We start from the raw sequence: 26,281 nt of genomic DNA, 5'->3' as shown, positions 1-26,281 counted from the left end.
TGGCGGGTCCGCCACGGGCCTCCCGTCCGGTGTGTCGCTACTTCTTCAGGACGCGCACCAGTTTGCGGAGCACGGTGCCGGTCACCCAGACGAGCGGGATGCTCACCGCGACGAGCGAGATGAGGTTCGGCTCGAACTCGAGGTCCTTGCCGGGGCGACGGATGTACGCGCCGACCGGGATCGACGCGCCGCCGCCACCGCCGCCGCCGTTCTCGTCGTCCCCGCCGCCCCCGAAGCCGAACCAGCCGAGGGACACCGGGATGAGGGTCTGGTCGCCGACCTCGACGGGGTCTCCGTAGTTCGTGGAGACGCCGATCGGGCGTACCTTGTCTGCGATCTGCGTGACGATGTTGGCCATGCGCGCGACGCTACTCGTCCGTTCCTCCACAGGGCGGGCCACGCGCGCACGGGTACACAGCTGGTGCTTGTCTGCGGACGCGGACGGGTGTCACCGATATGTTGGCGCGACCATCACCTGGAGGACCGTTTGCACACCTGGCCCGGCAACCCGTACCCGCTCGGGGCGACCTACGACGGAAGCGGCACGAACTTCGCGCTCTTCAGTGAGGTCGCCGAGCGCGTCGAACTCTGTCTGTTCGACACCGACGGCAACGAAGAGTGCATCCCCCTCGTCGAGGTCGACGCCTACGTCTGGCACGCGTACCTGCCGAACGTCGGCCCCGGCCAGGAGTACGGCTTCCGTGTCCACGGCCCGTACGACCCCGACAACGGTGCACGCTGCAACCCGTCGAAGCTCCTGCTCGACCCCTACGCCAAGGCGACGAGCGGCGAGATCGACTGGGACCAGTCGCTCTTCGCCTACACGTTCGGCGACCCGGACTCGACGAACGACGACGACTCCGCGGCGCACATGATGAAGGGCGTCGTGATCAACCCGTTCTTCGACTGGCAGGGCGACCGCGCACCGCGCACGCCCTACGGCGAGACGGTCATCTACGAAGCGCACGTCAAGGGCCTCACCGAGACCCACCCCGACGTGCCCGAGGAGCAGCGCGGCACCTACGCCGGCGTCTCGCACCCCGCGGTCATCGAGCACCTGAAGCGACTCGGCATCACGACGCTCGAGCTCATGCCGGTGCACCAGTTCGTGAACGACTCGACCCTGCAGGACAAGGGGCTGTCGAACTACTGGGGCTACAACACCATCGGCTTCTTCGCGCCGCACTCCTCGTACTCGTCCTCGGGCGACCAGGGGCAGCAGGTGCAGGAGTTCAAGACGATGGTGCGGGAGCTCCACCGCGCCGGCATCGAGGTCGTGCTCGACGTCGTCTACAACCACACCGCCGAGGGCAACCACCTCGGGCCGACGCTGTCGTTCCGCGGCATCGACAACGCGGCGTACTACCGCCTGGTGGACGACGACAAGAAGTTCTACATGGACTACACGGGCACCGGGAACTCGCTCAACGTCGGGCACCCGCACTCGCTGCAGCTCATCCTCGACTCGCTGCGCTACTGGGTGACCGAGATGCACGTCGACGGCTTCCGCTTCGACCTCGCCTCGGCGCTCGCCCGCGAGTTCTACGAGGTGGACCGACTGTCCGCGTTCTTCGAGCTCGTGCAGCAGGACCCGATCGTGTCGCAGGTCAAGCTCATCGCCGAGCCGTGGGACGTCGGCCCCGGCGGCTACCAGGTCGGCAACTTCCCGCCCCAGTGGTCCGAGTGGAACGGCAAGTACCGCGACACGGTGCGCGACTTCTGGCGCGGCGAGTCGTCGACCCTCGGCGAGTTCGCGTCGCGCATCTCCGGCTCGGCCGACCTGTACGAGCACGATGGCCGGACGCCCAAGGCGAGCATCAACTTCATCACCGCCCACGACGGCTTCACGCTGTACGACCTCGTGGCCTACAACGAGAAGCACAACGACGCCAACGGCGAGGACAACAACGACGGCGAGAGCCACAACCGGTCCTGGAACTCCGGCGCCGAGGGTCCGACGGACGACGAGTCCGTGAACGCCCTGCGACTCCAGCGACGCCGGAACTTCCTGGCGACGCTGCTCCTCAGCCAGGGCGTGCCGATGATCGCCCACGGTGACGAGCTCGGCCGTTCGCAGTCCGGCAACAACAACGTCTACGCACAGGACTCCGAGCTCAGCTGGATCGACTGGGACACCGCGGACGACGACCTCGTCCAGTTCACGGCCGACGTGGTCAAGCTGCGCCACGACCACCCGACGTTCCGCCGCACCCGGTACTTCAACGGGCGCCCGGTGCGCCGTGGTCAGGACGAGCCGCTGCCCGACGTGGTCTGGCTCACGCCCGAGGGCGACGCGATGTCGCCGGAGGACTGGGACTCCGGTTTCGGCAAGAGCGTCGGCATGTACCTGAACGGCGACGGCATCCGCGGGCGCGACTCCCGCGGTGAGCGCGTCACCGACGTGGCGTTCATCACGTACTTCAACGCCCACGACGACGTCGTGACGTTCACGCTGCCGCCCGAGGAGTACGCACCCGGCTGGACGGTCCGCATCGACACCGCCGAGCCCGGTGCCCGCGACGAGATCGTCGAGGCGGGCACCCCGCTCGACGTGCCCGCGCGCTCGATGATCGTCCTGCGTGCCGAGCCGAACCACGAGGTCTCGGTCACCCCGGTCGAGGTCCAGCACCACGACGGCGCCCCCGAGCCCCGGTCCCCGCAGGACGCCGTCACCCCGGCCAACCCGGCCGGTTCCACCGCACCGAGCGGCACCGCGCGATGACGACCGGCACGACGGTGGCCGGGCGTCGCGCGCCCGTCTCGACGTACCGGCTGCAGGTCTCGGCGGACTTCGACCTGGCCGCCGCACGCGACCTCGTCGACTACGTGCACGACCTCGGGGCCGACTGGCTGTACCTGTCGCCGGTCCTGCAGTCGGAACCCGGCTCGAACCACGGCTACGACGTCGTCGACCACACGCACGTCGACACCGACCGCGGCGGTGACGAGGCCCTCCGGGTCCTCGCCGAGGCCGCGCACGCGGTCGGGCTCGGCGTGCTGGTCGACGTCGTCCCGAACCACGTCGGGGTCGCCACCCCGGCGGTCAACCCGTGGTGGTGGTCCCTGCTCGAACTCGGCCAGGGCTCCCCCGTCGCCTGGGCGTTCGACGTCGACTGGGACGCCGGCGACGGCAAGGTCCGGGTGCCGGTCCTCGACGACCGGCTGCTCGACGCGGTCACGCTCGACACGTCCGACGCCGAGCACCCGGTGCTCCGGGTCGGCGACACCGCGTACCCGACCGCGCCGGGCACCGCCCACCCGGGCGACTCGGTCGAGGCCGTGCACGCGCTGCAGCACTACGCGTTCGTGCACTGGAAGCGTGCGGACCACGAGCTGAACTACCGCCGGTTCTTCGCGGTGAACACGCTCGCGGCCATCCGGGTCGAGGAACCCGAGGTGTTCGCGGCGTCGCACGGCGTCATCGGCGGCTGGTTCCGCGACGGCCTCGTCGACGGACTGCGCATCGACCACCCGGACGGACTGTACGACCCCGCCGGCTACCTGCAGGACCTCGCCGAGCTGACCGGCGGTGCGTACACCCTCGTCGAGAAGATCCTCGAACCCGGCGAGGAACTCCCGAGCTCCTGGCCGGTCGACGGCACGACCGGGTACGACGCGCTCGGCGTCCTGGACCGTGTGCTCGTCGACCCCGCGGGCGAACCCTCGCTGACCGCGGCATCGGGCGCGGAGCCCGCCGAGTGGCAGCAGCTGACGCACGACACCCGCCGCGGCATCGCCGACGGGATCCTCGGCAGCGAGGTCGAGCGACTCGCCCGACTGCTCGCGCCGGTCACCGCCGGAGCGGACGCGATCACGCACGAACGGCTCGTCGACGCCCTCGCCGAGGTCGTGGCGTCGTTCGACGTGTACCGCACCTACCTGCCCGAGGGCGCCCACCATCTCATCGCGGCGCTCGAACGCGCGGCAGAGGCCCGTCCCGACCTCGACGACGTCATCGACCGGATCGCCCCGGCGCTCGTCGACCCGGACAACGCCGCCGCGATCCGCCTGCAGCAGACGAGCGGCATGGTGATGGCCAAGGGCGTCGAGGACACCGCGTTCTACCGCACGTCCCGCTTGACGTCCTTGAGCGAGGTCGGTGGTGACCCGAGCGTGTTCGCGGTGTCCGTGGCCGACTTCCACCAGGCGCAGCGCGACCGGCTCGGCAGCTGGCCGCACACCATGACGACGCTCACCACCCACGACACGAAGCGCAGCGAGGACACCCGCGCACGCATCGCGGTCCTGGCCGAGCTCGGCAGCGAGTGGGCCGAAACGCTCGACCGGTTGCAGTCCCTCGTCCCGCTCGAGGACCGCGTGTTCGCCGACCTGCTCTGGCAGGCGATCGTCGGTGCCCGACCCGCGAGTCGTGAGCGGCTGCACGCCTACGCCGAGAAGGCATCACGCGAAGCCGGCGACAGCACCACCTGGACGGAGCCGGACACGGCGTTCGAGGAGCGCATGCACGCCCTCGTCGACGCGGCGTTCGACGAGCCCGCCGTGGTGGCCGTGCTCGATGCCCTCGACGAACGGATCGACGCGGCGGGGTGGTCGAACGGGCTCGCGCAGAAGCTCGTGCAGCTCACGGCTCCCGGCGTCCCCGACGTCTACCAGGGCACCGAGTTCTGGGACCGGTCCCTCGTCGACCCCGACAACCGCCGAGCCGTGGACTACGCCGAACGGCGCCACGTCCTCGCCGAGATCGACGGTCCGGACGACGACGGCCCCGAGGACCTCCCGGCGATCGGGATCGACGGCGCCGCGAAGCTCCTCGTGACCGCCCGTGCACTCCGTCTCCGGCGCGACCACCCGGAGCTCTTCACGCGGTACCTCGCGCTCGAGGCCACGGGCAGCGCGGCGGACCACGTCGTCGCGTTCGACCGCGGCGGTGCCGTGACGATCGCCACGCGACTGCCGATCGGGCTCGAACGGGTCGGTGGCTGGGGTGACACCCTCGTGCACGCCGTCCCCGTCGACCGGGTCGACCTGCTCACCGGCAGGACCTTCCCGGCCAGCCGGGGCATCGCCCTCGCGGATCTGCTCACCACCTACCCGGTCGCGCTGCTCGTGCCGGCCGCCACGGTCGGGGAACCCGGCCACGCCGACACGGTGACCGACGCGTCCGACGCGGGACGGGCCTCCCGGTCGACCGCCCGGACCACCCCGGCGACCGAGTCCGACGCGCAAGCGGAGATCGACATCCTGGAGGGTCACGCATGACCGCACCCGACCGTTACGCCGTCTGGGCGCCCGAGCCGGACCGCGTCCGGCTGGTCGTCGACGACGTCGAGTACCCGCTGACCCGGGGCGACGACGACTGGTGGTCGACCGACGCGATCATGCCGGTCGTCGGTGCCCGCTACGGGTTCCGCCTCGGCGACGACGACGCGGTCCGACCCGACCCCCGCAGTCGCTTCCAGCCGGACGGGGTGCACGGCACGTCCGCCGTCGTCGACCCCGCGCGCTTCGCGTGGACCGACGAGTCGTGGACCGGGCGTCCAGCCCGCGGTGCCGTCATCTACGAGATGCACGTCGGCACCTACACGCCGGAGGGGACCCTCGACGCGGCGGCGCAGAAGCTCGACCACCTGGTCGAACTCGGCGTCGAGTTCGTCGAACTGCTGCCCGTGAACGGTGTGAACGGTGAGTGGAACTGGGGCTACGACGGGGTCGCCTGGTACGCGGTGCACGCCCCGTACGGCGGCCCCGACGCCTACGACCGCTTCGTCGACACGGCGCACTCACTCGGCCTGGGCGTCATCCAGGACGTCGTCTACAACCACCTCGGGCCGAGCGGCAACTACCTGCCGCTGTTCGGGCCGTACCTGGTGCAGGGGCTCGCGAACACGTGGGGCGACTCGGTGAACGTCGAGCACCCCGAGGTGCGTCGGTACGTGCTCGACAACGTGCGCATGTGGTTCCGCGACCACCACGTCGACGGGCTCCGGCTCGACGCCGTGCACGCGATCCGCGACACCACGCGGCCGCACGTCCTGGCCGAGATGGCCGACGAGACGGACGCCCACGGTTCCTTCGTCGGTCGTCCGCTGTCCCTGATCGCCGAGTCGGACCTCAACGACCCGGTGATGTTCCGCCCGCGGGAAGCCGCCGGGTACGGGCTCGCCGGACAGTGGTCCGACGACTTCCACCACGCCGTGCACGTGGCGCTGACGGGCGAGACGAACGGTTACTACGCCGACTTCGCACCGCTGTCGGCGCTCGCGAAGGTGCTCGACCGCGGGTTCTTCCACGACGGCACGTGGTCGTCGTTCCGTGGCCGGCGCCACGGGCAACCGATCGACCGTGGGACTTCCCCGGCGACGGCCCTGGTCGTCACGAACCAGAACCACGACCAGATCGGCAACCGCGCGGCGGGCGACCGTCTGGCGGCGACGCTCGACGACGAAGGCCTCGTCATCGCCGCGGCACTGACGCTGCTGGGCCCGTTCACGCCCATGCTGTTCATGGGTGAGGAGTTCGCCGCGACGACACCGTGGCAGTTCTTCACGTCGCACCCGGAGCCCGAGCTCGGCAAGGCGACGGCCGAGGGCCGCATCCGCGAGTTCGCGGAGCACGGCTGGGACGAGTCGGCCGTGCCGGACCCGCAGGACCCGACGACGTTCACGAACTCGAAGCTCGACTGGGCCGACGTCAGTTCCGAGCGGGGTGCGGCGATCCTGCGTGCCTACCGGGTGCTCGTCGCCCTGCGCCGGACCGACCAGGCCTTCGTCGACCACCGGTACGAGGCGAACGCCGTGCGGTTCAGCGAGGACCGCCGGTGGCTGGTGCTCACGCGTGGGCTGCTCGGACCGGACGCGGCACCCGTGCACGTCGTGGTGAACTTCCTCGACGACGCAGCCGAGGTGCCGGTCCCTGGTGCCACCGGCGAAGAGCTCTACCGGTTCGGAGCGGCCGAGGTCGCGACGGACTGCGTGCGGTTCCGCGGGCGGGGCGTGGTGGTGCTGCGCTAGTCGCTGCGCTGCCGTCCGGGCGGGCCGGGCTTACCCACGGGCGGGCCCGGGCTTGCCCACGGGCGGCCGATCCGCGAAAGCGACAGTGTCCCGCGAACAGTTCGCGGGACACTGTCGCTTTCGCGGTACCGACGCCGCGGGCCGACCGCCGACCCCGAGCGCCGACCCCGACCCAGCGGGTCAGGCCGCGTGGTCGGCCACCGCGTGCGCGTTGGTGCGAACGGACGGCAGCTTCCGGTGGTCCTTGACCAGGGAACGGGTCTCGCGGATGCGGCGGTCGATGCCCCACTTCGTCACGAGGGCCAGGCTCTCGCGCACGATGTTGCCGCTCATCTTCGAGACGCCGAACTCCCGCTCGGTGAACGTGATCGGGGTCTCGACGACGCGCAGCCCGGCCTCGAGGGCACGCCAGCACAGGTCGACCTGGAAGCAGTAGCCCTTCGACGCGACGCCGGCCAGGTCGATCCGCTCGAACGCCCGCGAGGTGAAGACCCGGAACCCGCCGGTGGCGTCGCGGACGGCGATGCCGAGGGCCAGGCGCGTGTAGAGGTTGCCGCCGCGGGAGAGCAGCTCGCGGTACCAGGGCCAGTTCTCGACCTTGCCGCCCTTGATCCAGCGGGACCCGAGGACGAGGTCGTTCGTGTCCGCGAGCTCGAGCATCCACGGCAGGTACTCGGGGTGGTGCGAGCCGTCGGCGTCCATCTCGACGAGCTTGGCGTAGCCGTGCTCGAGGCCCCAGGCGAACCCGGACAGGTACGCGCCGCCGAGACCGTCCTTCACCGTGCGGTGCATGACGTGCACGCGGTCGGTCTCACGGGCGATGGCGTCGGCGATGTCACCGGTGCCGTCCGGCGAGTTGTCGTCGACGACCAGCACGTGGACGTTCTCGTCGGTGGCGGCGAGCGTGCGCTCGACGATGGGACGGACGTTCTCCGCCTCGTCGTAGGTCGGGATGATGACCAGGGTCTCGCTCATGGTGCTCCTCGTGCTCCACATCGAATGTATCGGTCGGTGTTTGGGTCAGTCCGACGAGAGGTCTGCGAACACGATCAGATTGTCCGTGTAGTGCCCGGTGGCGGTGTCGAACACGCCGTCGCAGGTGATCAGTCGGAGCTGGGGGGTCGGGGTGGTGCCGTAGACGTCGCTCGTCGGGAACGCCGACTTGGCGGCGCGTTCCGAGCGGTCGACGGTGAAGGTGCGGGTGCTGCCGTCGGACATCGCGACGTGGATCTCGTCGCCGGCGACCAGTTCGTCGAGCCGGAAGAACACGGCGGCGCTCGTCGGGCTGTCGACGTGGCCGGCGATGACTGCCGGGCCGACCTCACCGGGGACGATGCCGTCGCTGAACCATCCGGCGCTGTCCCAGTCGACAGGCGGGTCGAGTTCTCCGGCGGAGCCGCGGTGCAGGTCCTCGAGGTTCGACTGCACGCCGATCGCGGGGATCGAGACGCTGACGGGGGTCGCCTCGGATCGGGCAGTGGGTACGGCCGGGTCCTGGAACCCCTCGATGCCCGACCCTGCAGAAGCAGAAGCAGAAGCAGAAGCCGACGCCGAACTCGACGGCGCCGAACCGGCCCGCCCGTCCGACCCGTCACTGCCGACGGTCGACGCGAGCGCCACACCGGTGACGCCGCCGCCCACGACGACCGCGGCCAGCACGACCCCGATCACCACGCCACGGCGTCCGAACACCGAACCGCGCCCGGCGGACCGTCGGCCGGTCACGATGCCCCTCCGGCCGTCGTCGCGCAGCCGCCGAGCACGTCCGAGGTGAGCATGGTCGAACCGAGGGCGGCCCAGGCGTCCCCGTAGTAGGTCGGCGTGGTGGCAGCCGTCCGGTCGGCCCGCTCCAGGTCGTCGGCAGCCGCACCGGACGAACCGGCCGCGTACTCGGCGGCGGCCCGGGCGGTGTACGCCAAGGCGTTCGTGTCCCCGGTCACGGCCGTGCCGCCCAGGTCGAGCTGCGCCGCGAGCTGCGTCGTCCGACGCAGGGTCGGGGCGAGCGAGCCGGCCAGGGCGCGGTCGTCGGCGGAGCAGGCCTCGGCGTAGCGGACGGGCGTCCGCATCGCGTCGTATCCGTACAGCACGCGCTGGTCCCCACCGGTGGCGGGCATCGGGTCGACGGTGCCGTCGGCGTGCACCTGCGACCAGTCGCTCGGCAGCTGCGACTCGTCGAGCACTGCCGCGGTCGCCGCGCGGGACCCACGGTTCAGCGCGGTCCAGCGGTCGTCGCCCGTGGCCTTCGCCAGCACCGCGAAGGCTGCCGGGGACGCGTACGAGGCGTTGTACCGGTACGGCTCGGAGTCCGCCCACGGCCCGGGCAGCAGGATCGTGCCGAGTTCCGTGGTCGCGGTCTCGTGTTCCAGGATCGCCGAGGCGATGCGCTTGCCGGCTGCCGTGTAACGGTCCTCGCCCCACGCGTCTCCGGCGAGCACCAGGGCCCGCGCGGCGTCGAGGTCGGCGTCACTGGCCGGCTGCTCGTCGGCGACACCGTCGTCGGGCGTCCAACGCCAGGCGAGCAGGTCGTCGTCGGTCAGCATGTGCGTCTTCGTCCACTTCCAGATGTCGTCGAACCGGTCGCGGTCACCGTTCGCGAAGGCGATAAGCAGCCCGTAGGCCTGTCCCTCGCTGACGGTGTCGTCGCCCTGGTCGGTGCGGACGACGCGGCCGTCCTGCACGTACCGGTCGAGGAACTCCGTGCGGAGCTCCTTCGGGGAGCGTGCCGCGTCGGGCGCGCTGGTCGAGGTCGGGGTGGCGACCGAGCCGCTCGAGGCCTCGGTGTCCTGCCCCCACGGGCGAACCGCGATGAGCGCGACGCCGACGGCGACGACCACCGCCGCTGCGGCGGCGGTGACGGGTATCCAGGTCCTGCGGGTCATGCTGGCCTGCCTTTCCGTGGATGGTGACGATGGATCTGGACGGGAGGGGCGGATCACGTGAGCGTGTCGGCGCACGTGATCCGTGCCTCCCGGCCAGGGCGTCAGCGGTACAGCGAGCGGAGCGCTGCGATGGCCGTGTGGACGGCCTCCGTCATCGGTCGGTCGGCGGCTGCGCCGCCGCCACCCGTCTGCACGCCGCCGGTCGGCGTCGCGGCCGTGGCTGCGGCGTCCGTGACCGGCACGACCGTCAGGTCGCCCTTGCTGTCGTCGAGGACGAACAGGGTGGAGACCGTGTTGCCCGCGAGGTCGACACTGGCGGTGCCCTGCTGGCCGCTGCCGGAGACGTCGAGCGTCCACTTGCCGGAGTCGACGGTGGCGTACTTGGTGGCGGTGCCGAACTTCGCGCCCTCGGCGATGGCGGTGCCCTCGGAGGTGCTCACGTCGACCTGCTTCGCCGTGGTGGCGGCCTGGACCAGCCGGAGCTTCGCCTTGCCGTCGCCGGGCTGCTGCAGGTCGTCGGTGAACGCCGTCGTCTTGAGGTCGGTGTTCTTGCCGTACGCGACGACCGTGCTCGCGTCGCCCTTGTCGACCTTGACGTCGGTGGAGATCACGGGCGTGGAGTCCGGCGCGTCCGAGGCCCGCATCGACAGCACGTAGGTGCCGACCGGGAGCTCCTGGTACTTGCTGACCTGGCCGTACGTGACGTCGTCGAGCTCGAAGATCGTCTTGCCGCCGGACAGGCTGGACAGTTCGACGTCGACGCCCTTGGTGTCGGGTGAGAGGTGGCCGACGCGGAGCCAGCCCTCGTCGGCGGTCGCGGCGGAGGCGGTCTGGGGTGCTGCGAGTCCGACGGTCGCGGCGACGAGGGTCGCTGCGAGTGCGCCGACGACGACGGTGCGGCGTCGCTGGGTGTGTGCGGTCATGGTCGTGCTCCTTCGGGTCGTGGTGCTGGTCGAGTGGTCTGCGGTGGTGCTACGGGCCGCCCCGGGGCCGTGGATGCGAGCGCCCCCGCGAGCGGGCGAAATGCCGGGGTCGGCGCCCGGAGCACCCGGGTGTTTCGCCCGCTCGGCGATCCGGGCAGCGCTCTGCTCGGCGGGGCGGCGGGTCACGAGGCGCTCGTCGCGGTCGTGGTCGGGTCCGCCGGGGTGTACGTGACGGTGAGGCGTTCGCCCTCACGCTCGACCGACGCCGGCCGGAACGAATCGGGCATCGCCTCGAGGGTGGAGGCCACGCGCTCCGCCGAGGCAGCGTCGCTCGTGTGCAGGACGGCGGTGCGGAACGGCTGCCCGGTCTCGCCCGTGAGCGGGGTGAACCGGTCGACGCGGACGTCCTGGTCGGCGAGCACCTGGCCGAGCGCGATCATCGCTCGCGAGTCGACCTGACCCGCACGGAACTGGGACTTCGTGCCGTCATCGGCCCGGAGCGCCGGGTTCGACGCCAGCTCGGTGCCCATGGTCTTCCGCAGGTCGCTGGCCCGGGTGATCGCGGTCTGTGCGGCCGTCGATCCCTCGGCGTGGATGCGTCGGACCTCGACCTGCTGGTCACCGGACCCGAAGGTCGCGACGGCCGTCGAGTTCTCGATCGCCTGGCGGATGTCGGACGACGAGTTGCCGCCGGTCCGCATGGAGTCCGTCGTGATGACGTAGTCCGAGTCCTTCCACCCGTTGGGCGACTGCCGCTCCACGGCTCCGTCAGTGTCGAGCTTGTAGTACCAGACCACGTTGTTCCGGGCGAAGCCGTCCTCGACGAGGTCGACCCACATGGCGTCGTCCACCAGCAGTCGGGAGGACTTCGAGACGTTGTCCCCGACCCACTGCTCGGCCTGCTGCATCGGCAGGTCGAGGTTGCCCAGGACGAAGCCGCGCAGCTGTGTTCCCCAGAGCGGCACCGCCACGACGAGTGCGACAGCGGTCGTGACGGCCCAGGTGATGCCGAGACCACGACGGGTCCCGGCGCCGAGGCGGGTACGGGTGCGGACCCGACCGGCGATCGCCAGGACGGCACGCTCGGCCGTGTAGGCGACCAGCAGGGCGGCGAAGGGGATGAGCATGATGACGTACGGCACCGGCAGGTACCCGTTCGGGCGGAACATCATCGCGAGCAGGAAGACGAGCATCGCGGCGATCGGACGGACCCGTCGCATGAAGAGCCCGACGACCGCGGCGGCCGAGCCGAGCACGATGAACACCGGGTCGAGCGCCCACCACTGCGACGCGGCGGCGTTGGCCAGGCTGCCCGGGTCGAACAGCGAACCCGATGCCGAGCGCGAGCCGAGCTGGTAGGTGATGCCCTCGAACAGGCTGACCCGACCGCTGCTCGGCAACAGCTCGCCCTTGACCGCGGCGAGCAGCAGGTACCCGCCGCCGATGATGACGAGGACGGCCCCGGCGACGCTCAGCGTGTACCGGCGGGTGCTCTTGTCGGCGCGACGGATCGCCATCCAGATGAGGAACGGCAGGGCGAGCAGGTACGTCTCCTTGGAGAGCACCGCGATGCCGAGGCACGCAGCGGCGCCGGCGAACCCGGCGAGTTGCTGGCGACGGCTCAGCACGAGGACGAACGCGGCGAGCAACCACGGCGTCGCGACGTTGTCGATGTAGACCGTGCGGTGGTACTGCAGGGCGAGCGGCGACAGCGCGAAGACGAGTCCGGCTGCGGCAGCGGCGATCCGGCTGGCACCGAGGCGGCGGGCCAGGACGAACAGCAGGATGCTCGAGACGGCGGAGAAGAAGACCATCGCCTCGCGGCCGGCCTCGACGGCGAACGGGTAGCGCGCGAACGCTCCGGTCAGACCGGTGTAGCCGGCGATCTGGATCCAGCCGAGTGGCGGGTGGTCGTACCAGTACGTGTAGTGCGTGATCTCGCCGAGGTGCATGATCGCCCAGGCCTGCGCCGTGTACGTGCCCTCATCATCGATCCGCTGCGGGGTGCCGGACATGTTCCACGCTTGCACGATGACGGTGACGGCGACGACGGGCAGCAGCCACGTCAGGCTCGCGGCGTGCCGGCGGAACCAGGCGCCGATGCCGGTGTGGTTCCCCGCGACGGCACCGCGGATCGGGATGCCGGTGGTGTTGGTGATGCTGGCGGTCATCGGGTCCCTCCTGTGGTCGTGCCGGCGAGCTCACGCTCGGAAGACGAAGACGAAGACGAAGACGAAGAAGACGAAGACGTCGCGCCCGCGGACCCGGACCCGGTCAACTCCGACGCGAAGCCGACGACCTCGGCGGGCTGCTCGGCGTTCCGGTGCTGGCCCGTGTGCTCCGTCTTCTCCCAGCCGTTCTGCCCCTTGGCGTGGCGGACGACGGCTCGGACGGCTGCTGCGGCGAGGAAGATCTGGTACGGCACGAGACCGAGCACGAGCTTCACGTAGTCGCGGAGCCGGACCTTCTCCTTGTAGATGCGACCGAACTCGTTGAGGCCGACGACCTCGACGGCCAGCAGCATGAGCGTCGGTGCCACCGGGATGAACGACACCAGGGCGATCGCCGTCGGCACCTTGACGAACAGGATCATCAGGACGCTGAGCGGGATGAGCAGACCGGTGGCCGCCTGGATGAACGGCATCGTCAGCATGTACCGGGCGAAGAAGCGCTGACGGAACGACGGCAGCTTCTTCCACTCCCCCTTGCCGAGCACCTGGAGGAAGCCCTGGTTCCAGCGCGTCCGCTGCTTGAGCAGCGAGGCGAAGGTCGGCGGGGTCTCCTCGCGGGTGACGGCCTCGGGGCTGTACGCGACGACGACCTTCGCGCCGTCGGCGGACAGCCGGACGCCGAGCTCGCAGTCCTCGGCGAGGCAGTGCGCGTCCCAGCCGTTCGACCAGTCGAGGCGCTCCTTCGTCACGAAGACGGTGTTGCCGCCGAGCGGGATGAACTTCGAGCCGGCGTGGAAGTGCAGGCGCGAGCGGAACCAGAAGTAGTACTCCAGGACGTTCCGGAGCGACCACCAGCTGGACTTGAAGTTCATCAGCTGCACGCCGCCCTGCACGACGTCGGCGCCGGTCTCCTGGAACCGCGAGTCCACCAGGGTGAGCAGGTGCGGGTAGACCTCGTCCTCGGCGTCGAACACGCCGACGACGTCACCGGTCGCGTACTGCAGCGCCAGGTTCATCGCCTTCGGCTTGTTCTTCGGCAGGGTGTCGTCGACGACCACCCGGATCAGCTCGGGGTGGCGGGCTGCGGCGGCGCGCACGACGGCATCCGTCTCCGGGTCGTCCTCACCGACGATCGCGATGATCTCGAAGTCGGGGTGGTCCTGCTTCGCGAGCATGTCGAGCGTCTGGCCCATGACCTCCTGCTCGTGCCGCCCGGGCACCAGCAGGGTGAAGCGGTGCGCGGCCGGGCGCGGGGTCTGGCTGAAGCTCGTCGACTTCAGCGCGTCCCGCGAGCGCCAGGCGTGCAGCATCCACCAGAGCGTCGTCAGCGCGACGATCGTGAGCAGCACGGAGATCGCGATGAGCGCGGAGTAGCCGATCCACTCACCCAGCGACCACGCGGCCTGCTGGACGGCACCGGAGCCTCCGGTCGGGACGTCGGTGGTCCCTCGGTTCGGGACGCTCGACGGAGCAGTCCCCTCGTTCGGCTGGAGCAGCGGCCCTGCGGCCGTCAGCAGCGTGGCGGAGATGGTCATGCGGCGAGCCCCTTCGTGCGACGAGCATCGGTGGAACGGAAGACGAGGGCCTTGTACGCGGCGAACCGGAAGGCGGTTCCGAGCACGAGGCCGACGCCGTTGCCGGCGACGTTGTCGGCGAGGGTCGAGGTGAACCCGAGGACGTAGTGCGAGACGAACAGGCAGGCCGCGGCGATGCCGAGCCCGATCAGGTTCGTGGCAGCGAAGAGCAGCCCCTCGCGCACAGTCTCGCGGCGGCCGGTCTGGCGCTCGGCGCGGAACGTGATGAAGCGGTTGCCGATCCACGCCACGGCGGTCGCCACGACGGCCGACACGATCTTCGCGGCGATGGGACCGTCGGGCATGACGGTGGCGCGCAGCAGGTTGTAGATGCCCAGGTCGATGACGAAGCAGACGGCACCGATCGTGCCGAACGACGCGAGTTGCCTCGCGGTGGCGAGCAGGCGCGAGACCGTGCCGGGTCGCACGGTCGGCACCGTACCGGTGTCGGGTGACACCAGAACGGGGGTATCAGTTCGGGTCATGCCCCCGATTCGGGGGTAACGCGACTGCGGTTTGGGTGGGGTACGGGCTTACCCAGGTGTCTGCCAGTTCCACGACACGTGCCGTTCATCCGGGGTACGGACGGCCGGTCTGTGCAGACCGGACCGGTCTGTGCAGGCCAACAGGGCTGTGCGGCCGACCGAAAAGCGGACGGGAGGCCCGTGGCGGCGTCGCCACGGGCCTCCCGTCCGATGGTGGGTCGCGTCTCAGGCGGGACGCTGCGCCGGGGACACGGTCTTGGCCGCGTCGCGCTCCGGGAGGTCACCCAGCGCCTCGTCGATGGCGGCGAGCGCGTCGGCATCGAGCGTGACGCCCGCGGCCTTGACGTTGTCGGTGACCTGCTCCGGACGCGACGCGCCGACGATGGCGCTGGCGACGTTGTCGTTCTGCAGCGTCCACGCGATCGCGAGCTGCGCGAGCGTGAGGCCGGCCTGGTCGGCGACGGGCTGCAGGCGCTGCACGGCCTCGAGGACCTCGTCGCGCATGAACCGCTTGATCATGTCGGCGCCGCCCTTCTCGTCCGTGGCCCGTGAGCCCTCGGGCAGCGGCTGACCCGGCTTGTACTTGCCGGTCAGCACGCCCTGCGCGATGGGCGACCAGACGATCTGCGACAGGCCGAGCTGCTTCGAGGCGGGGACGACCTCGCCCTCGATGACCCGCCACAGCATCGAGTACTGCGGCTGGTTCGAGATGAGCTGGAAGCCGAGCTCCTTCGCGAGCGCGGCGCCGGCGCGGATCTGCTCGGCGTTCCACTCGCTGACGCCGATGTAGAGCGCCTTGCCCTGGCGGACGACGTCCGCGAAGGCCTGCATGGTCTCTTCGAGGGGGGTCTCGTGGTCGTAGCGGTGCGCCTGGTAGAGGTCGACGTAGTCGGTCTGCAGTCGCGTCAGCGAGCCGTTGATCGACTCGAGGATGTGCTTGCGGGAGAGTCCGACGTCGTTGTGCTGCTTGGGGCCGGTGGGCCAGTAGACCTTCGTGAAGACCTCGAGCCCCGCACGCCGCTCGCCCTTGAGTGCTTCGCCGAGGACGGTCTCGGCGGCGGTGTTGGCGTACGTGTCCGCGGTGTCGAACGTGGTGATGCCGGCGTCGAGCGCTGCCCGCACGCACTGGGAGGCGACGTCGTTCTCGACCTGCGAGCCGTGCGTCAGCCAGTTGCCGTAGGTGATCTCGGAGATCTTGAGTCCGGAGTTGCCCAGGTACCTGAATTCCATGGTCCCGACGCTACTGGAGCCCGCCGACACGTGAGGGGCCCCGCGAGTGCCTGCCGCCCGCCGCGGGGCGGGGCGGGGCGGGGGTGGGGGGGGGGGGCGTGCGGTGCGGTCGGCCGCCGCGAGCGCGGATCTCGCGAGGGTGGATCCCGTCCCGCGAGCGGGCGAAATGCCGGCGTGCCCGACGGCGACACCCTGGCAATACGCCCGTTCGCGCCGTCGACGATGTCGCGACCGCGGCAACCTCCCCCCGACGGACGGGCTGACGCCGTCGCCGCGGTCCCGACCGCTGCGCGGACCAGCCGGGCGGGCAGCGCTGCGGTCCGCGCCGGCGGGCGCCCCCGCGAGCGGGCGAAATGCCGCGGTCGCCACGCAGCCGGACCCCGGTGTTTCGCCCGCTCGACCGCGGCGCGATTCCTCCACAGGGGCGCCAGGATCGCGGGCCGTCCACACTGGAGGCACGACTCGCCACCGTCGCGCCCGCTCGGCTCCACGATGTGGAGATGACCGCCAGACGCCGACTCCCGTTGGCGCTGCGGGACGCCTCGTTCCGCGTCCGTGACGCACTGCATCGAGGGGTGTCCCGCGGCCGCCTCGAGGCACGTGACCTCGTCCGCCCGTTCCACGGCACCCGATCCGCGGTTCCACCGCGAACCGTCGACGAACGCGCCCGCGCACTGGCTCCCCGGCTGCGCCCCGACCAGGTGTTCAGCCACGTCACGGCCGCCGCGATCCTCGGCATCCCGCTCCCCCGCCGGCTCGAGGGCTCGCCGCGGCTCCACGTCACGACGATCGGGGTCGATCAGGCGCTTCGCGTCCGCGGCGCCGTCGGACACCGCGCCCACCTCGGCAGGGTCCGTGCGACCACCTGCCGAGGTGTGCGTCTGACGACGCCAGCGGACACGTTCGTCGCGCTGAGCACGATGTTGACGCTCGACGAACTGATCATCGCGGGTGACGCCCTCGTCGGGTGGCTCGGATGGGCGACCCTCGACGAGCTGCTCCTGGCAGTCGGCCGGCGGCGCGGGCTCCGGGGCGTCGTGAAGCTGCGCCACGCTCTCGCCGAGATCAGGCCGGGTTCTCGTTCCCCGGGTGAGACCAGGGCACGGCTGACCCTCGTCCGCCAGGGACTCCCGGAACCCGCCCTGAACCACGACGTGATCGTGGACGGCAGGTGGATCGCGTGCGTGGACCTCGCCTACCCCGCAGCACGGGTGGCGATCGAGTACGAGAGCGATCTCCACCGCACCGACCCGGCCACCTTCCGGAAGGACCTCACCCGCGGTGAGCACTTGAAGGACGTGGACTGGTGGTTGGTCCGGGCCACGGCGGACGACGTCGGCCGAGGTGTCGATCGATTCGTACAGCGTGTGAGACGCCTCCTGCAGGCCGGGCTCAGCGCACCGCACGACCACCGCTTCGCGACGCTTCGGTGAACAATGGTTGACGCTTCAACCAAAAGGGTGCACACTGGCGTAGTATCAGGTTGATGCAGGCGCATGGATCGCGTCGCACCACAGACTCTCGTTCGGAAGAAGGACCACCATGACGCTCACCGCCACGACCATCCCCGGCTACCAGACCGGCACCTGGAAGATCGACCCCACCCACTCCGAGGTCACCTTCTCGGTCCGCCACCTCGCCATCAGCAAGGTCAAGGGCAAGTTCGAGACGTTCGACGCCACCGTCGTCACCGCCGAGAACCCCCTCGAGTCGACCGTCGAGGCGAACATCGACGTCGCGTCGATCAACACCGGCCAGGAGCAGCGCGACCAGCACCTGAAGACGAGCGACTTCTTCCTCACCGAGGAGCACCCGCAGCTCACCTTCCGCTCGACGAGCATCGAGGCCAAGGGCGACGACCTGCACATCGCTGGCGACCTGACCCTGCGCGGCGTCACCAAGCCCGTCGTCCTCAAGGCCGAGCTCGGTGGCTTCACGACCGACGGCTACGGCCAGGTCAAGTTCGGCGCCGAGGCGACCACGAAGATCGACCGCACCGAGTTCGGCGTGAACTGGAACGCAGCGCTCGAGGCCGGTGGCTTCACCCTCGGCAACGACGTGACGATCAACCTCGACGTCCAGTTCGTGCTCCAGGCGGCCTGAGTCCCTTCGGACTCGCTGCCTGACTGAGGGCACCGAACAGCACCACCCGAACCCGAGACACGCGCCCCGGCTCCCCACGGAGCCGGGGCGTTCGTCGTCCCCGCGGCGCTTCGGGGGTGCGTCCGTGCCCGCCGCCCGCCGCCCGCCGCTCGCCGCTCGCCGCCGCTCGCCGCTCGCGAGCGGGTGCTCCATGCGAGCGCAACCGGGCGAACGGGCGAAATGCCGGCCTCATCTCGAACTCGACCCCGGCATTCCGCCCGCTCGCTCAGGGACCACGCGCTGGCACGCCCCTCCGGTGTCAGCGGGTGCAGTGCGCACCGACCCCGCGCCGGCGTGAACGGGCGGAAACGTCCGGTGGGTACGCGCACGACCGCGGCATTTCGCCCGCTCGGCCGGGCTCCTCGGCGTAGCGTTGGGCAGCGGACAGGGGCACGCCCGCACGCCCGGGAATCCGCACACCGGCCCCCGAGTTACAACGACACACGCACGACACGCACGACACGCACGACACGCACGACACGCACCACCCGCACGACACGCACCACCCGCACGAAACACCGCACGCCAGCCCGACGAACAGGAGCACCACCATGGCCACCGACTGGATCGCGATGCAGGCCCTCGCGGCAGCCGAGTTCGGCCGCCGCGTCGCCGCCGTGACGGACTGGGACGCCGCCACCCCCGACTCCGAGTGGACCACCCGCGACCTCGTGACCCACGTGGTCGACGAGCAGCGCTGGATCCCGAAGCTCCTCACCGGGTGCGACTACGCCCAGGCCGAGGCCGACCTCGAGTCCATCGGCGACGACCTCGTGTCCGAGTGGCAGCGCTTCGCGACCGCGGCGACCGATGCCTGGCGGAACGCCCCGCAGGACACCCCCGTCCACCTCAGCACCGACGTCGTTCCGGCCGGCCAGTACCTCACCGAGCAGACCAGCGACATCACCATCCACACGTGGGACCTGGCGCGGGCGACCGGTACGGACGAGTCCCTGCCGGACGAGCTCGTGCAGGCGGTGTGGGAGTACTTCGAGCCGCAGATCGAGGACCTCGCGGCCACCGGCTTGTACGCCGCCCCGGTCGACGTCGACGAGGACGCCCCACTCCAGGTCCGCCTGCTCGCCGTCACAGGCCGCGATGCCAAGGTGAGCGCATGACCAACGCAGCGCCGAGCAACGCAGCACCGAGCACCGCAGCGACAACCGACACCACCCGCCTCGGCGCCTCCGGCCTCGAGATCAGCACCGTGGTCCTCGGCATGATGTCCTACGGCGCCCCCGACCGCGGCTCGCACGCGTGGAGCGTCGGCATCGACGAGGCCCGCCCCTTCGTCCGTCGCGCGTTCGACGCCGGCATCACCACCTTCGACACGGCGAACGTGTACTCCGACGGCTCCAGCGAGGAGATCACCGGCACGCTCCTCAAGGAACTCGCTCCGCGTGAGGACGTCCAGGTCCTCACCAAGGTGTTCAACCGGATGCGCCCCGGTCGGAACGGCGCCGGGCTCTCCCGCGCCGCGATCATGCACGAGATCGACGCCTCGCTGACCCGACTCGGCACCGACTACGTCGACCTGTACCAGATCCACCGCTTCGACCCGGTGACCCCGATCGAGGAGACGATGGAGGCCCTGCACGACGTCGTCAAGGCCGGCAAGGCCCGCTACCTCGGCGCGAGCAGCATGTGGACGTGGCAGTTCGCGCAGATGCAGCACGTCGCCGACCTGCACGGTTGGACGCGCTTCGTCAGCATGCAGGACCAGTACAACCTGCTCGAACGCGAGGAAGAACGCGAGATGCACCCCTTCGCGCACGCGACCGGCGTCGGCGTGATCCCGTGGAGCCCCCTCGCCCGCGGCAAGGTCACCCGGCCGTGGGACGCCGAGGGCTCCGGTTCGCGCGCGAGCACCGACGAGTTCGGTAAGACGCTCTACCGCCAGGACGAGGACGCGAACCGCGCGATCGTCGGCGCCGTCGAGTCCATCGCGAGTGACCGCGGCGTGAGCATGGCGCAGATCGCCCTCGCCTGGGTCGCGGGCAAGCCCGCGGTGAGCGCGCCGATCGTCGGTGCGACGAAGGAGCACCACATCGACGACGCGGTCGCGGCCGCCGCGATCACGCTGACCGACGACGAGGTGACGCGACTCGAGTCCGCGTACACGCCCCGGGTGCCGTCCGGTTTCTGACGCACCCACAAGCGGACGGGAGGCCCGTGGCCAGCTGGCCACGGGCCTCCCGTCCGTCTCCGGTCACGTCCACGACACGTGACACGCGGACGTTTCAGGCGACGGCGCCGCGCTCGCGCTCGAGGCGCGCGATGCGCACGAGCGCAGCGCGCTCGGTGCCCGTCTGGTTGCCGAGCACGCCGCCGATCCCATCGAGCACGAGTCCGGTCGCCCGGCCGACGGGCAGTTCGACGGGCCCGATCGCGGGGGCCCGCAGGCCGAGCATCGAGCGGTGGCGGGGGTCGAGCGTCGAGACGGCGCCCTGGAACAGCGCCCGGTAGCCGGGCCGCAGCATCAGCGCGAGCGGCGGGTTCTTGATGAACTTGACGACGTCGCGGGTGCGGGCCGTGACGGCCAGTTCGCCGCGGTCGAGGTACCCGTCCATCTGGGCGCGGAGCTCGGCCTCGGACTCCGGGGCGTCCTCGACGCGCATGAGCCGGCCGGCGGTGGCCCACTCGCGGACGTAGGCGTCGGCACCGCCGGGGATCGGCCCGCCCCAGCGCTGCGCAGCGCGGAGGAACGCGTCGGTGAAGGCGAGGTGCACCCAGCGCGCCAGGTCGGGGTCGTTCGCCGCGTAGTCGCGTGCGATGCCGTGGCCGTCGACGTACTGGCCGCGAACGCGCTCGTGCAGGCGCAGCACCCACTCGCTCGCACCACGGGCGGTCGCGGTGTCGCCGTGCGAGACCGTGTAGATCCACCGGATGGTGCCGGCCAGTCGGCCGAACGGGTCCTCGCGGTAGCGGGAGTGGTCGGCGACGCCGGCGAGGGCTCCCGGGTGCAGGGCCTGCACGAGGAGTGCGCGGACCCCGGCGACGATCGTCTGCTTGCCGCCGTGCACCGCCCACGTCGCGGAACCGGGGCCGAAGAAGCCGGCGTCGGTGCCGTCCTCGAGTTCGTCGATCCACTCCGGCTTGCTCGTCGCCCCACCGGTGAACGTGTCGTTGAGGCGGGAGCGGAAGGCGTCGGAGACGGAGGGCATGGCGTCATCGTCCGTCCGTCCCCTGGGAGCGCGCTCGGCTTCGTGCACCCCGATGGCGCCCGATGCCGCCCGATGCCGGCCGATGCTTCCCAGCGGGCGCCGGGGTGGCCCGCTAGGTTGGGACGCGTGAGCATCGACACGCCTCGTCCCTGGCTTGCCTCGTACGCCCCGGGGGTCCCGCACGACATCGAGGAACAGCACGGTTCCCTGATCGACCTGGTCGAGGAATCGGCGCGACGGTTCCCGGGCAGGGTCGCGCTCGAGTTCTTCAAGCGGACGACCAGCTACGCCGACCTGCAGGAGCAGATCCTCCGCGCGGCGAACGGTCTCCGCAAACTCGGCGTCGGTGCCGGCGACCGGGTGGCGATCGTGCTGCCGAACTGCCCGCAGCACATCGTGGCGTTCTACGCGGTCCTGCGCCTCGGCGCGATCGTGGTCGAGCACAACCCGCTGTACACGCCGCGCGAGCTCCGCCACCAGTTCGAGGACCACGGCGCCAAGGTCGCGATCGCCTGGGACAAGTCCGTCGCGACGCTGCAGGACTTCCCTGCCGACGTGAAGCTCGACGCGATCGTGTCGGTCGACCTGACCCGCGCGATGCCCCGCAGCACCCGGCTCGCCCTGGCCCTGCCGGTGGCGAAGGCCCGCGAGTCCCGCGCGAAGCTCACCACCGCGGTGCGCGGCACGACGAAGTGGGACGACCTGGTCCACACCCGCAAGCTGTCGAAGCGGCACCCGCGCCCGTCGACGGACGACATCGCCCTGATCCAGTACACCTCGGGCACCACCGGCACGCCGAAGGGCGCGGTCCTCACGCACCGGAACCTGCTGGCCAACGCCGCACAGGCCCGCGCCTGGGTCCCGCAGATCCGACGCGGCGACAACGTCGTGTACGCGGTGCTGCCGATGTTCCACGCCTACGGCCTCACGCTGTGCCTGACCTTCGCGATGAGCATGGCCTCGCGACTCGTGCTGTTCCCGACGTTCGACCCGGCGCTCGTGCTCACGGCGATCAAGAAGCACCCGCCGACGTTCCTGCCGGCCGTCCCGCCGATCTACGCCCGACTGCAGCACGCCGCCGACTCGGCGAAGGTCTCGCTCGAGGGCATCGAGATCGGCATCTCGGGCGCCATGCCGCTGTCGCAGGACATCGTCGAGCCGTGGGAAGCCCGGACCGGCGGGTACCTGGTCGAGGGCTACGGGCTGTCCGAGTGCTCCCCCGTGCTGATGGCGAACCCGGTGTCCCCGGAGCGTCGCCTCGGCTCCATCGGGCTGCCGTTGTCCTCCACCGAGGCCCGCGTGGTCGACCCCGACGACAGCACGAAGGTGCTCGGCGTCGACGAGCCCGGTGAACTGCAGGTCCGCGGGCCGCAGGTGTTCCGCGGCTACTGGGGCAAGGCCGAGGCCACGGACGAGGTCTTCACCCCCGACGGCTGGTTCCGCACCGGCGACATCGTGGCGATCGGCGCCGACGGCTACGTCCGGATCGTCGACCGACTGAAGGAGCTCATCATCACGGGCGGCTTCAACGTGTCGCCGTCCGAGGTCGAGGACGCACTGCTCAAGCACCCGAGCGTCAAGGAGGTCGCGGTCGTCGGCATCACGCAGGGCGGCAACGAGCAGGTCGTCGCCGCCGTCGTGCCGAAGGACCCGTCCTCGTTCGACGCCGCGGCGCTGCGGGTGTGGGCGCGCGACCAGCTGGCGGCGTACAAGGTGCCGCGTCGGGTCGTCGTGGTCGAGGACCTGCCGCGCTCGATGATCGGCAAGGTGCTGCGGCGGAAGGTGCGGGACCAGATCCTCGCCGACGACTGACGACTGACGACGTCGGTGCCTGACGCGCGTCAGCGCAGGCGTCGCCCCGGCACCGCGAGCACGGCGAGCCCGGCCACCACGAGTGCGATGCCGACCCACCCCGTCGCGCCGAGGTGCTCCCCGACGACGAGCACGGCGAGCACCGCTGCGACCACGGGCTCGAGCAACGACACCAGGGTCGCGACCGAGGCACCGACGGACCGCAACCCCACGGCGTACAGCGAGTGCCCGAGCACCGTCGGCACCAGGGCCAGGTACAGGAACACCGGCCAGTTGCCGCCCTCGCCGAGGTACGGTGCGCCGGCGAGGACCACCAGCACGACGAGCGGCACGGCAGCGATGCCGAACACGGCGCCGACGAGCCCGCGGCCGTTCGGCAGCCCCGCCGCGACGGCTTCGACCCCGGGCCCGCCGGGCACCGACACCGCCCCGGCCGCCGCGTGCAGTCCCCGCGCCACCGCCCACGAGTACAGCGCGTAGGTGAGTCCGGCGAGCAGGGCACTGGCGATCCCGAGCGCGAGTGCACCACCACCGCCGTCGTGCTCTGACCGCGCCAGGGTCACGACGACCATGCCGGCCACGCTCACCAGCGTGGCGACGATCCACCTGCCGGTGACGGGCCTCCTGTCCGACACCCACTCCACGAGCCCGGCGAACACGGGTGACGACCCGATGGCGATGGTGGTGCCGAGGGCGACGCCCGCGTCGGCGAGGGCCGCGTAGAAGGCGACCGCGTAGACGACGAGCGCCCCTGCGCCGAGCAGCGCCCACCCCCGCGTGCGACGCTCGGCGACGGCGCGGAGCGTGCCACGTCCGGCGACGGCGGCGAGCACGAGTCCACCGATCCCGAAGGTGACCGCGCCGAAGACGAAGGCGGGGACGCCCGGGGCGAAGTGCGTCGCGGTGCCGGTGGTCCCCCAGACCGCGGCGGCGACGACCACCGCGGCGAGCCCACCGGCGGGCGTCGGGACCCGGCGCGCGCTGGCGGGACCCGTCACGAGACGTGGATGGACGGCCGGCGGTGGACGTCCGGCTCGGCTTCGCGCAGGACCTCGCGCGTGACGGGCGCGACGTCACCGGCACCGGTGAACACGAACCGGAGGGCGTTCCGGATCGGGCTGCCCTCGTTCCACTCGAAGTAGATGCTCGGGACGACCCCGGCGGTGTCGCGGATCGCGAGCAGGGTCGAGGCGATGGTGTTCGGCACGTTGCCGGACCGGACCCGGAGCACACGGTGTCCGTGCACGACGTGCCCCTCGACCAGCAGGTCCTCTTCGAAGTCGGACGAGTCGGCGGGCAGCACCTCGAGGAACATCGTCGGGACGCGCGCCGGGATGCCGGAGTCGCGCCGTTCCTCGCGTCCCTTCGCCCGGTACGCCTCGGCGGTGCCAGCACCCGGCTCGTTCGCGATGATGCAGACCGCGCTGAACTGGTCGGCGTCGGCCTCGACGAACTGCCGGGCCGTGGCGTCCAGCTCGATCGACGACGCGCGGAGCTCGAACGACCGGCGCACCCGCGAGACGAGCGACACCACGACGATGGCGATGATGAAGATCGCCGCGATCCGGACGCCGTCGGGCCGCTCGATGACGTTCGCGACCGTCGTGTAGACGAACACGACCGAGATGACGCCGAACGCGATGGTGCGCTTCTTCTGCTGCCGGCGACGAGCCGACAGGGTGACCGCGACCGCGGCGCTCGTGATCAGGACGAGCACACCGGTGGCGTAGGCCCCGCCCTGGGCGTCGACGTTCGCGCGGAACACGACCGTGATCAGGAAGGCGATGAGCGTGAAGATGATGACGAGCGGCCGCGTCGCCCGCGCCCACTGCGGCGCCATGCCGTAGCGCGGCAGGAACCGCGGCACCAGGTTGAGCAGGCCGGCCATCGCGCTCGCGCCGGCGAACCACAGGATCGCGACGGTCGAGAAGTCGTAGATCGATCCGAACACCCCACCGAGGTACTGGTGCGCCAGGAAGGCCAGGGCCCGCCCGTTCGCACCGCCGCCGGGCTGGAACTCGTGCTGCGGGATGAGGAACGTCGTCGCGATCGACGAGGTGATCAGGAACGAGCTCATGATCACGGCCGCGACGGTCAGGAGCCGCTTCGTGCCGCGGATCCGACCCTCGGGCCGGGCACTCGTGTCGTCCGACGCGTCACCGCGCACCTGCGGCATCACCGCGACGCCGGTCTCGAACCCGGACAGGCCGAGCGCGAGCTTCGGGAACACGACGAGCGCGATGCCGACCATGACGAGGGGGTTGCTGTGCTGCGCGGTGAGCCCCGACCACCAGTCGCTGGCGACCATCGGGTGCTCGAAGACGTGCCAGAGCGCGACCACCACGACGACGGCGTTCAGCGCGAGGAACACCGCGACGAGTCCGACCGCGATGCCGATCGCCTCCTTGAAGCCGCGGAGGAACACGACGCCGAGCAACAGCAGCAGCGCGAGGGTGAGCGGGACGGGGATCTCGGTGAACCAGTGCGGCGTGTACGGGTTCTCGGCGATGTGCGCCGTGGCGTCCGCCGCCGACAGCGTCATCGTGATCATGAAGTCGGTGACGGCGAACCCGAGCAGGACGAGCACCAGGAGCTTGCCGGCCCACCACGGCAGGAGCTTCTCGAGCATCATGATCGACCCGGCACCGCGGAAGCTGTCGCTCGCGACCCGGCGGTACACCGGCAGCGCGCCGAACAGCGTGACGAGCACGAGCACGATCGTGGCGATCGGCGACAGCAGACCGGCGGCGAGCGCCGCGATCGCCGGCTGGTACCCGAGGGTCGAGAAGTAGTCGACGCCGGTCAGGCACATGACCCGCCACCACGGGTGGGTCTTCTCGACCTCGACCTGGTGCGGACCCTGGTGGGATGCCCCTTGGTGGGCGCCCTGCAGCATCCAGCGACGCAGTCGGGTGCTGCGGTCGAGGGGT

General features: G+C 71.0%; 20 protein-coding genes. 8 read left to right on the top strand and 12 right to left on the bottom strand.

What is annotated here, in order from left to right:
- Positions 1–37: 37 nt before the first annotated feature.
- Positions 38–358: a hypothetical protein gene (locus tag EDF48_RS04755; protein WP_111086838.1), complete on the bottom strand. Its 321-nt coding sequence runs from the start codon at positions 356–358 to the stop codon at positions 38–40.
- Positions 359–487: 129 nt separating this feature from the next.
- Between EDF48_RS04755 and glgX the strand changes: the two genes are divergently transcribed.
- From glgX to treZ, 3 genes are read left to right on the top strand one after another with little or no spacing between them, the layout of a single operon-like run.
- On the top strand, positions 488–2,722 hold the full coding sequence (glgX, locus tag EDF48_RS04750; protein WP_123294024.1) for a glycogen debranching protein GlgX: 2,235 nt from the start codon (positions 488–490) through the stop codon (positions 2,720–2,722).
- The gene (gene treY / locus EDF48_RS04745) at positions 2,719–5,220 is read left to right on the top strand and encodes a malto-oligosyltrehalose synthase (RefSeq protein WP_131878445.1); all 2,502 of its coding nucleotides are present in this window, start codon (positions 2,719–2,721) and stop codon (positions 5,218–5,220) included. Before glgX ends, treY begins: the two co-directional genes overlap by 4 nt.
- Positions 5,217–6,971 (top strand): malto-oligosyltrehalose trehalohydrolase, encoded by a 1,755-nt coding sequence (gene treZ, locus EDF48_RS04740; RefSeq protein ID WP_131878443.1) that lies wholly within the window; start codon positions 5,217–5,219, stop codon positions 6,969–6,971. Before treY ends, treZ begins: the two co-directional genes overlap by 4 nt.
- A 180-nt stretch (positions 6,972–7,151) precedes the next feature.
- Here the strand turns inward: treZ and EDF48_RS04735 are convergent, their stop codons facing one another.
- The 8 genes from EDF48_RS04735 to EDF48_RS04700 all read right to left on the bottom strand — a co-directional run bounded on the left by EDF48_RS04735 (position 7,152) and on the right by EDF48_RS04700 (position 16,233).
- Entirely contained in the window at positions 7,152–7,946 is a 795-nt protein-coding gene (locus EDF48_RS04735; RefSeq protein WP_123294027.1) for a polyprenol monophosphomannose synthase, read from the bottom strand.
- A gap of 45 nt (positions 7,947–7,991) precedes the next feature.
- Positions 7,992–8,696 (bottom strand): class F sortase, encoded by a 705-nt coding sequence (locus EDF48_RS04730; RefSeq protein ID WP_165932313.1) that lies wholly within the window; start codon positions 8,694–8,696, stop codon positions 7,992–7,994.
- Positions 8,693–9,850 (bottom strand): glycosyl hydrolase family 8, encoded by a 1,158-nt coding sequence (locus EDF48_RS04725; RefSeq protein ID WP_131878441.1) that lies wholly within the window; start codon positions 9,848–9,850, stop codon positions 8,693–8,695. Before EDF48_RS04725 ends, EDF48_RS04730 begins: the two co-directional genes overlap by 4 nt.
- Before the next feature lie 101 nt (positions 9,851–9,951).
- On the bottom strand, positions 9,952–10,773 hold the full coding sequence (locus EDF48_RS04720; protein ID WP_123294030.1) for a DUF4397 domain-containing protein: 822 nt from the start codon (positions 10,771–10,773) through the stop codon (positions 9,952–9,954).
- A gap of 182 nt (positions 10,774–10,955) precedes the next feature.
- Positions 10,956–12,944, bottom strand: coding sequence for a glycosyltransferase family 39 protein (locus EDF48_RS04715; protein WP_131878439.1), 1,989 nt, complete (start codon positions 12,942–12,944; stop codon positions 10,956–10,958).
- Positions 12,941–14,479, bottom strand: coding sequence for a glycosyltransferase family 2 protein (locus EDF48_RS04710; protein WP_207913219.1), 1,539 nt, complete (start codon positions 14,477–14,479; stop codon positions 12,941–12,943). The genes EDF48_RS04715 and EDF48_RS04710 overlap by 4 nt, the downstream gene beginning before the upstream one ends.
- Positions 14,476–14,946, bottom strand: coding sequence for a GtrA family protein (locus EDF48_RS04705; RefSeq protein ID WP_235036072.1), 471 nt, complete (start codon positions 14,944–14,946; stop codon positions 14,476–14,478). Before EDF48_RS04705 ends, EDF48_RS04710 begins: the two co-directional genes overlap by 4 nt.
- Before the next feature lie 282 nt (positions 14,947–15,228).
- Positions 15,229–16,233, bottom strand: coding sequence for an aldo/keto reductase family protein (locus tag EDF48_RS04700; protein WP_131845390.1), 1,005 nt, complete (start codon positions 16,231–16,233; stop codon positions 15,229–15,231).
- Between the two features lie 500 nt (positions 16,234–16,733).
- On the opposite strand from EDF48_RS04700, the gene EDF48_RS04695 reads away from it, so the two are divergent.
- From EDF48_RS04695 to EDF48_RS04675, 4 genes are all read left to right on the top strand, one after another.
- Positions 16,734–17,666, top strand: a complete 933-nt coding sequence (locus EDF48_RS04695; protein WP_131878437.1) for a hypothetical protein — start codon at positions 16,734–16,736, stop codon at positions 17,664–17,666.
- A gap of 109 nt (positions 17,667–17,775) precedes the next feature.
- A complete protein-coding gene (locus EDF48_RS04690; RefSeq protein ID WP_111086826.1) occupies positions 17,776–18,336 on the top strand; it encodes a YceI family protein in 561 nt (186 codons plus the stop codon).
- Between the two features lie 590 nt (positions 18,337–18,926).
- Complete coding sequence (locus tag EDF48_RS04680) at positions 18,927–19,493, top strand: TIGR03086 family metal-binding protein (protein WP_111086825.1); 567 nt, start codon at positions 18,927–18,929, stop codon at positions 19,491–19,493.
- A complete protein-coding gene (locus EDF48_RS04675) occupies positions 19,490–20,521 on the top strand; it encodes an aldo/keto reductase (protein WP_131878433.1) in 1,032 nt (343 codons plus the stop codon). The genes EDF48_RS04680 and EDF48_RS04675 overlap by 4 nt, the downstream gene beginning before the upstream one ends.
- Before the next feature lie 94 nt (positions 20,522–20,615).
- Here EDF48_RS04675 and EDF48_RS04670 read toward each other — a convergent pair whose 3' ends face one another.
- Positions 20,616–21,539, bottom strand: coding sequence for an oxygenase MpaB family protein (locus EDF48_RS04670; protein WP_131878431.1), 924 nt, complete (start codon positions 21,537–21,539; stop codon positions 20,616–20,618).
- 126 nt (positions 21,540–21,665) lie between these two features.
- Here EDF48_RS04670 and EDF48_RS04665 point away from each other — a divergent pair, with 126 nt between their 5' ends.
- Positions 21,666–23,351, top strand: a complete 1,686-nt coding sequence (locus EDF48_RS04665; protein WP_131878429.1) for a long-chain-fatty-acid--CoA ligase — start codon at positions 21,666–21,668, stop codon at positions 23,349–23,351.
- A gap of 29 nt (positions 23,352–23,380) precedes the next feature.
- Here EDF48_RS04665 and EDF48_RS04660 read toward each other — a convergent pair whose 3' ends face one another.
- Both EDF48_RS04660 and EDF48_RS04655 read right to left on the bottom strand, forming a co-directional pair.
- A complete protein-coding gene (locus tag EDF48_RS04660) occupies positions 23,381–24,349 on the bottom strand; it encodes an EamA family transporter (RefSeq protein WP_131878427.1) in 969 nt (322 codons plus the stop codon).
- Complete coding sequence (locus EDF48_RS04655) at positions 24,346–26,247, bottom strand: amino acid transporter (RefSeq protein WP_243692406.1); 1,902 nt, start codon at positions 26,245–26,247, stop codon at positions 24,346–24,348. The genes EDF48_RS04660 and EDF48_RS04655 overlap by 4 nt, the downstream gene beginning before the upstream one ends.
- Positions 26,248–26,281 lie beyond the last annotated feature (34 nt).

The sequence above is a fragment of the Curtobacterium sp. PhB191 genome, from assembly GCF_004346515.1.
Taxonomy (GTDB): domain Bacteria; phylum Actinomycetota; class Actinomycetes; order Actinomycetales; family Microbacteriaceae; genus Curtobacterium.
This window is presented reverse-complemented; position numbering and strand designations above follow the sequence as displayed.

Coding starts and splice junctions, on each gene's coding strand:
- EDF48_RS04720 (WP_123294030.1), bottom strand. CDS start 10,773: ATGACCGCACACACCCAGCGACGCCGCACCGTCGTCGTCGGCGCACTC.
- EDF48_RS04655 (WP_243692406.1), bottom strand. CDS start 26,247: ATGCTGCAGGGCGCCCACCAAGGGGCATCCCACCAGGGTCCGCACCAG.
- EDF48_RS04670 (WP_131878431.1), bottom strand. CDS start 21,539: ATGCCCTCCGTCTCCGACGCCTTCCGCTCCCGCCTCAACGACACGTTC.
- EDF48_RS04695 (WP_131878437.1), top strand. CDS start 16,734: ATGACCGCCAGACGCCGACTCCCGTTGGCGCTGCGGGACGCCTCGTTC.
- treZ (WP_131878443.1), top strand. CDS start 5,217: ATGACCGCACCCGACCGTTACGCCGTCTGGGCGCCCGAGCCGGACCGC.
- EDF48_RS04690 (WP_111086826.1), top strand. CDS start 17,776: ATGACGCTCACCGCCACGACCATCCCCGGCTACCAGACCGGCACCTGG.
- EDF48_RS04700 (WP_131845390.1), bottom strand. CDS start 16,233: ATGGAATTCAGGTACCTGGGCAACTCCGGACTCAAGATCTCCGAGATC.
- EDF48_RS04755 (WP_111086838.1), bottom strand. CDS start 358: ATGGCCAACATCGTCACGCAGATCGCAGACAAGGTACGCCCGATCGGC.
- EDF48_RS04680 (WP_111086825.1), top strand. CDS start 18,927: ATGGCCACCGACTGGATCGCGATGCAGGCCCTCGCGGCAGCCGAGTTC.
- treY (WP_131878445.1), top strand. CDS start 2,719: ATGACGACCGGCACGACGGTGGCCGGGCGTCGCGCGCCCGTCTCGACG.
- EDF48_RS04675 (WP_131878433.1), top strand. CDS start 19,490: ATGACCAACGCAGCGCCGAGCAACGCAGCACCGAGCACCGCAGCGACA.
- EDF48_RS04715 (WP_131878439.1), bottom strand. CDS start 12,944: ATGACCGCCAGCATCACCAACACCACCGGCATCCCGATCCGCGGTGCC.
- EDF48_RS04735 (WP_123294027.1), bottom strand. CDS start 7,946: ATGAGCGAGACCCTGGTCATCATCCCGACCTACGACGAGGCGGAGAAC.
- EDF48_RS04710 (WP_207913219.1), bottom strand. CDS start 14,479: ATGACCATCTCCGCCACGCTGCTGACGGCCGCAGGGCCGCTGCTCCAG.
- EDF48_RS04725 (WP_131878441.1), bottom strand. CDS start 9,850: ATGACCCGCAGGACCTGGATACCCGTCACCGCCGCCGCAGCGGCGGTG.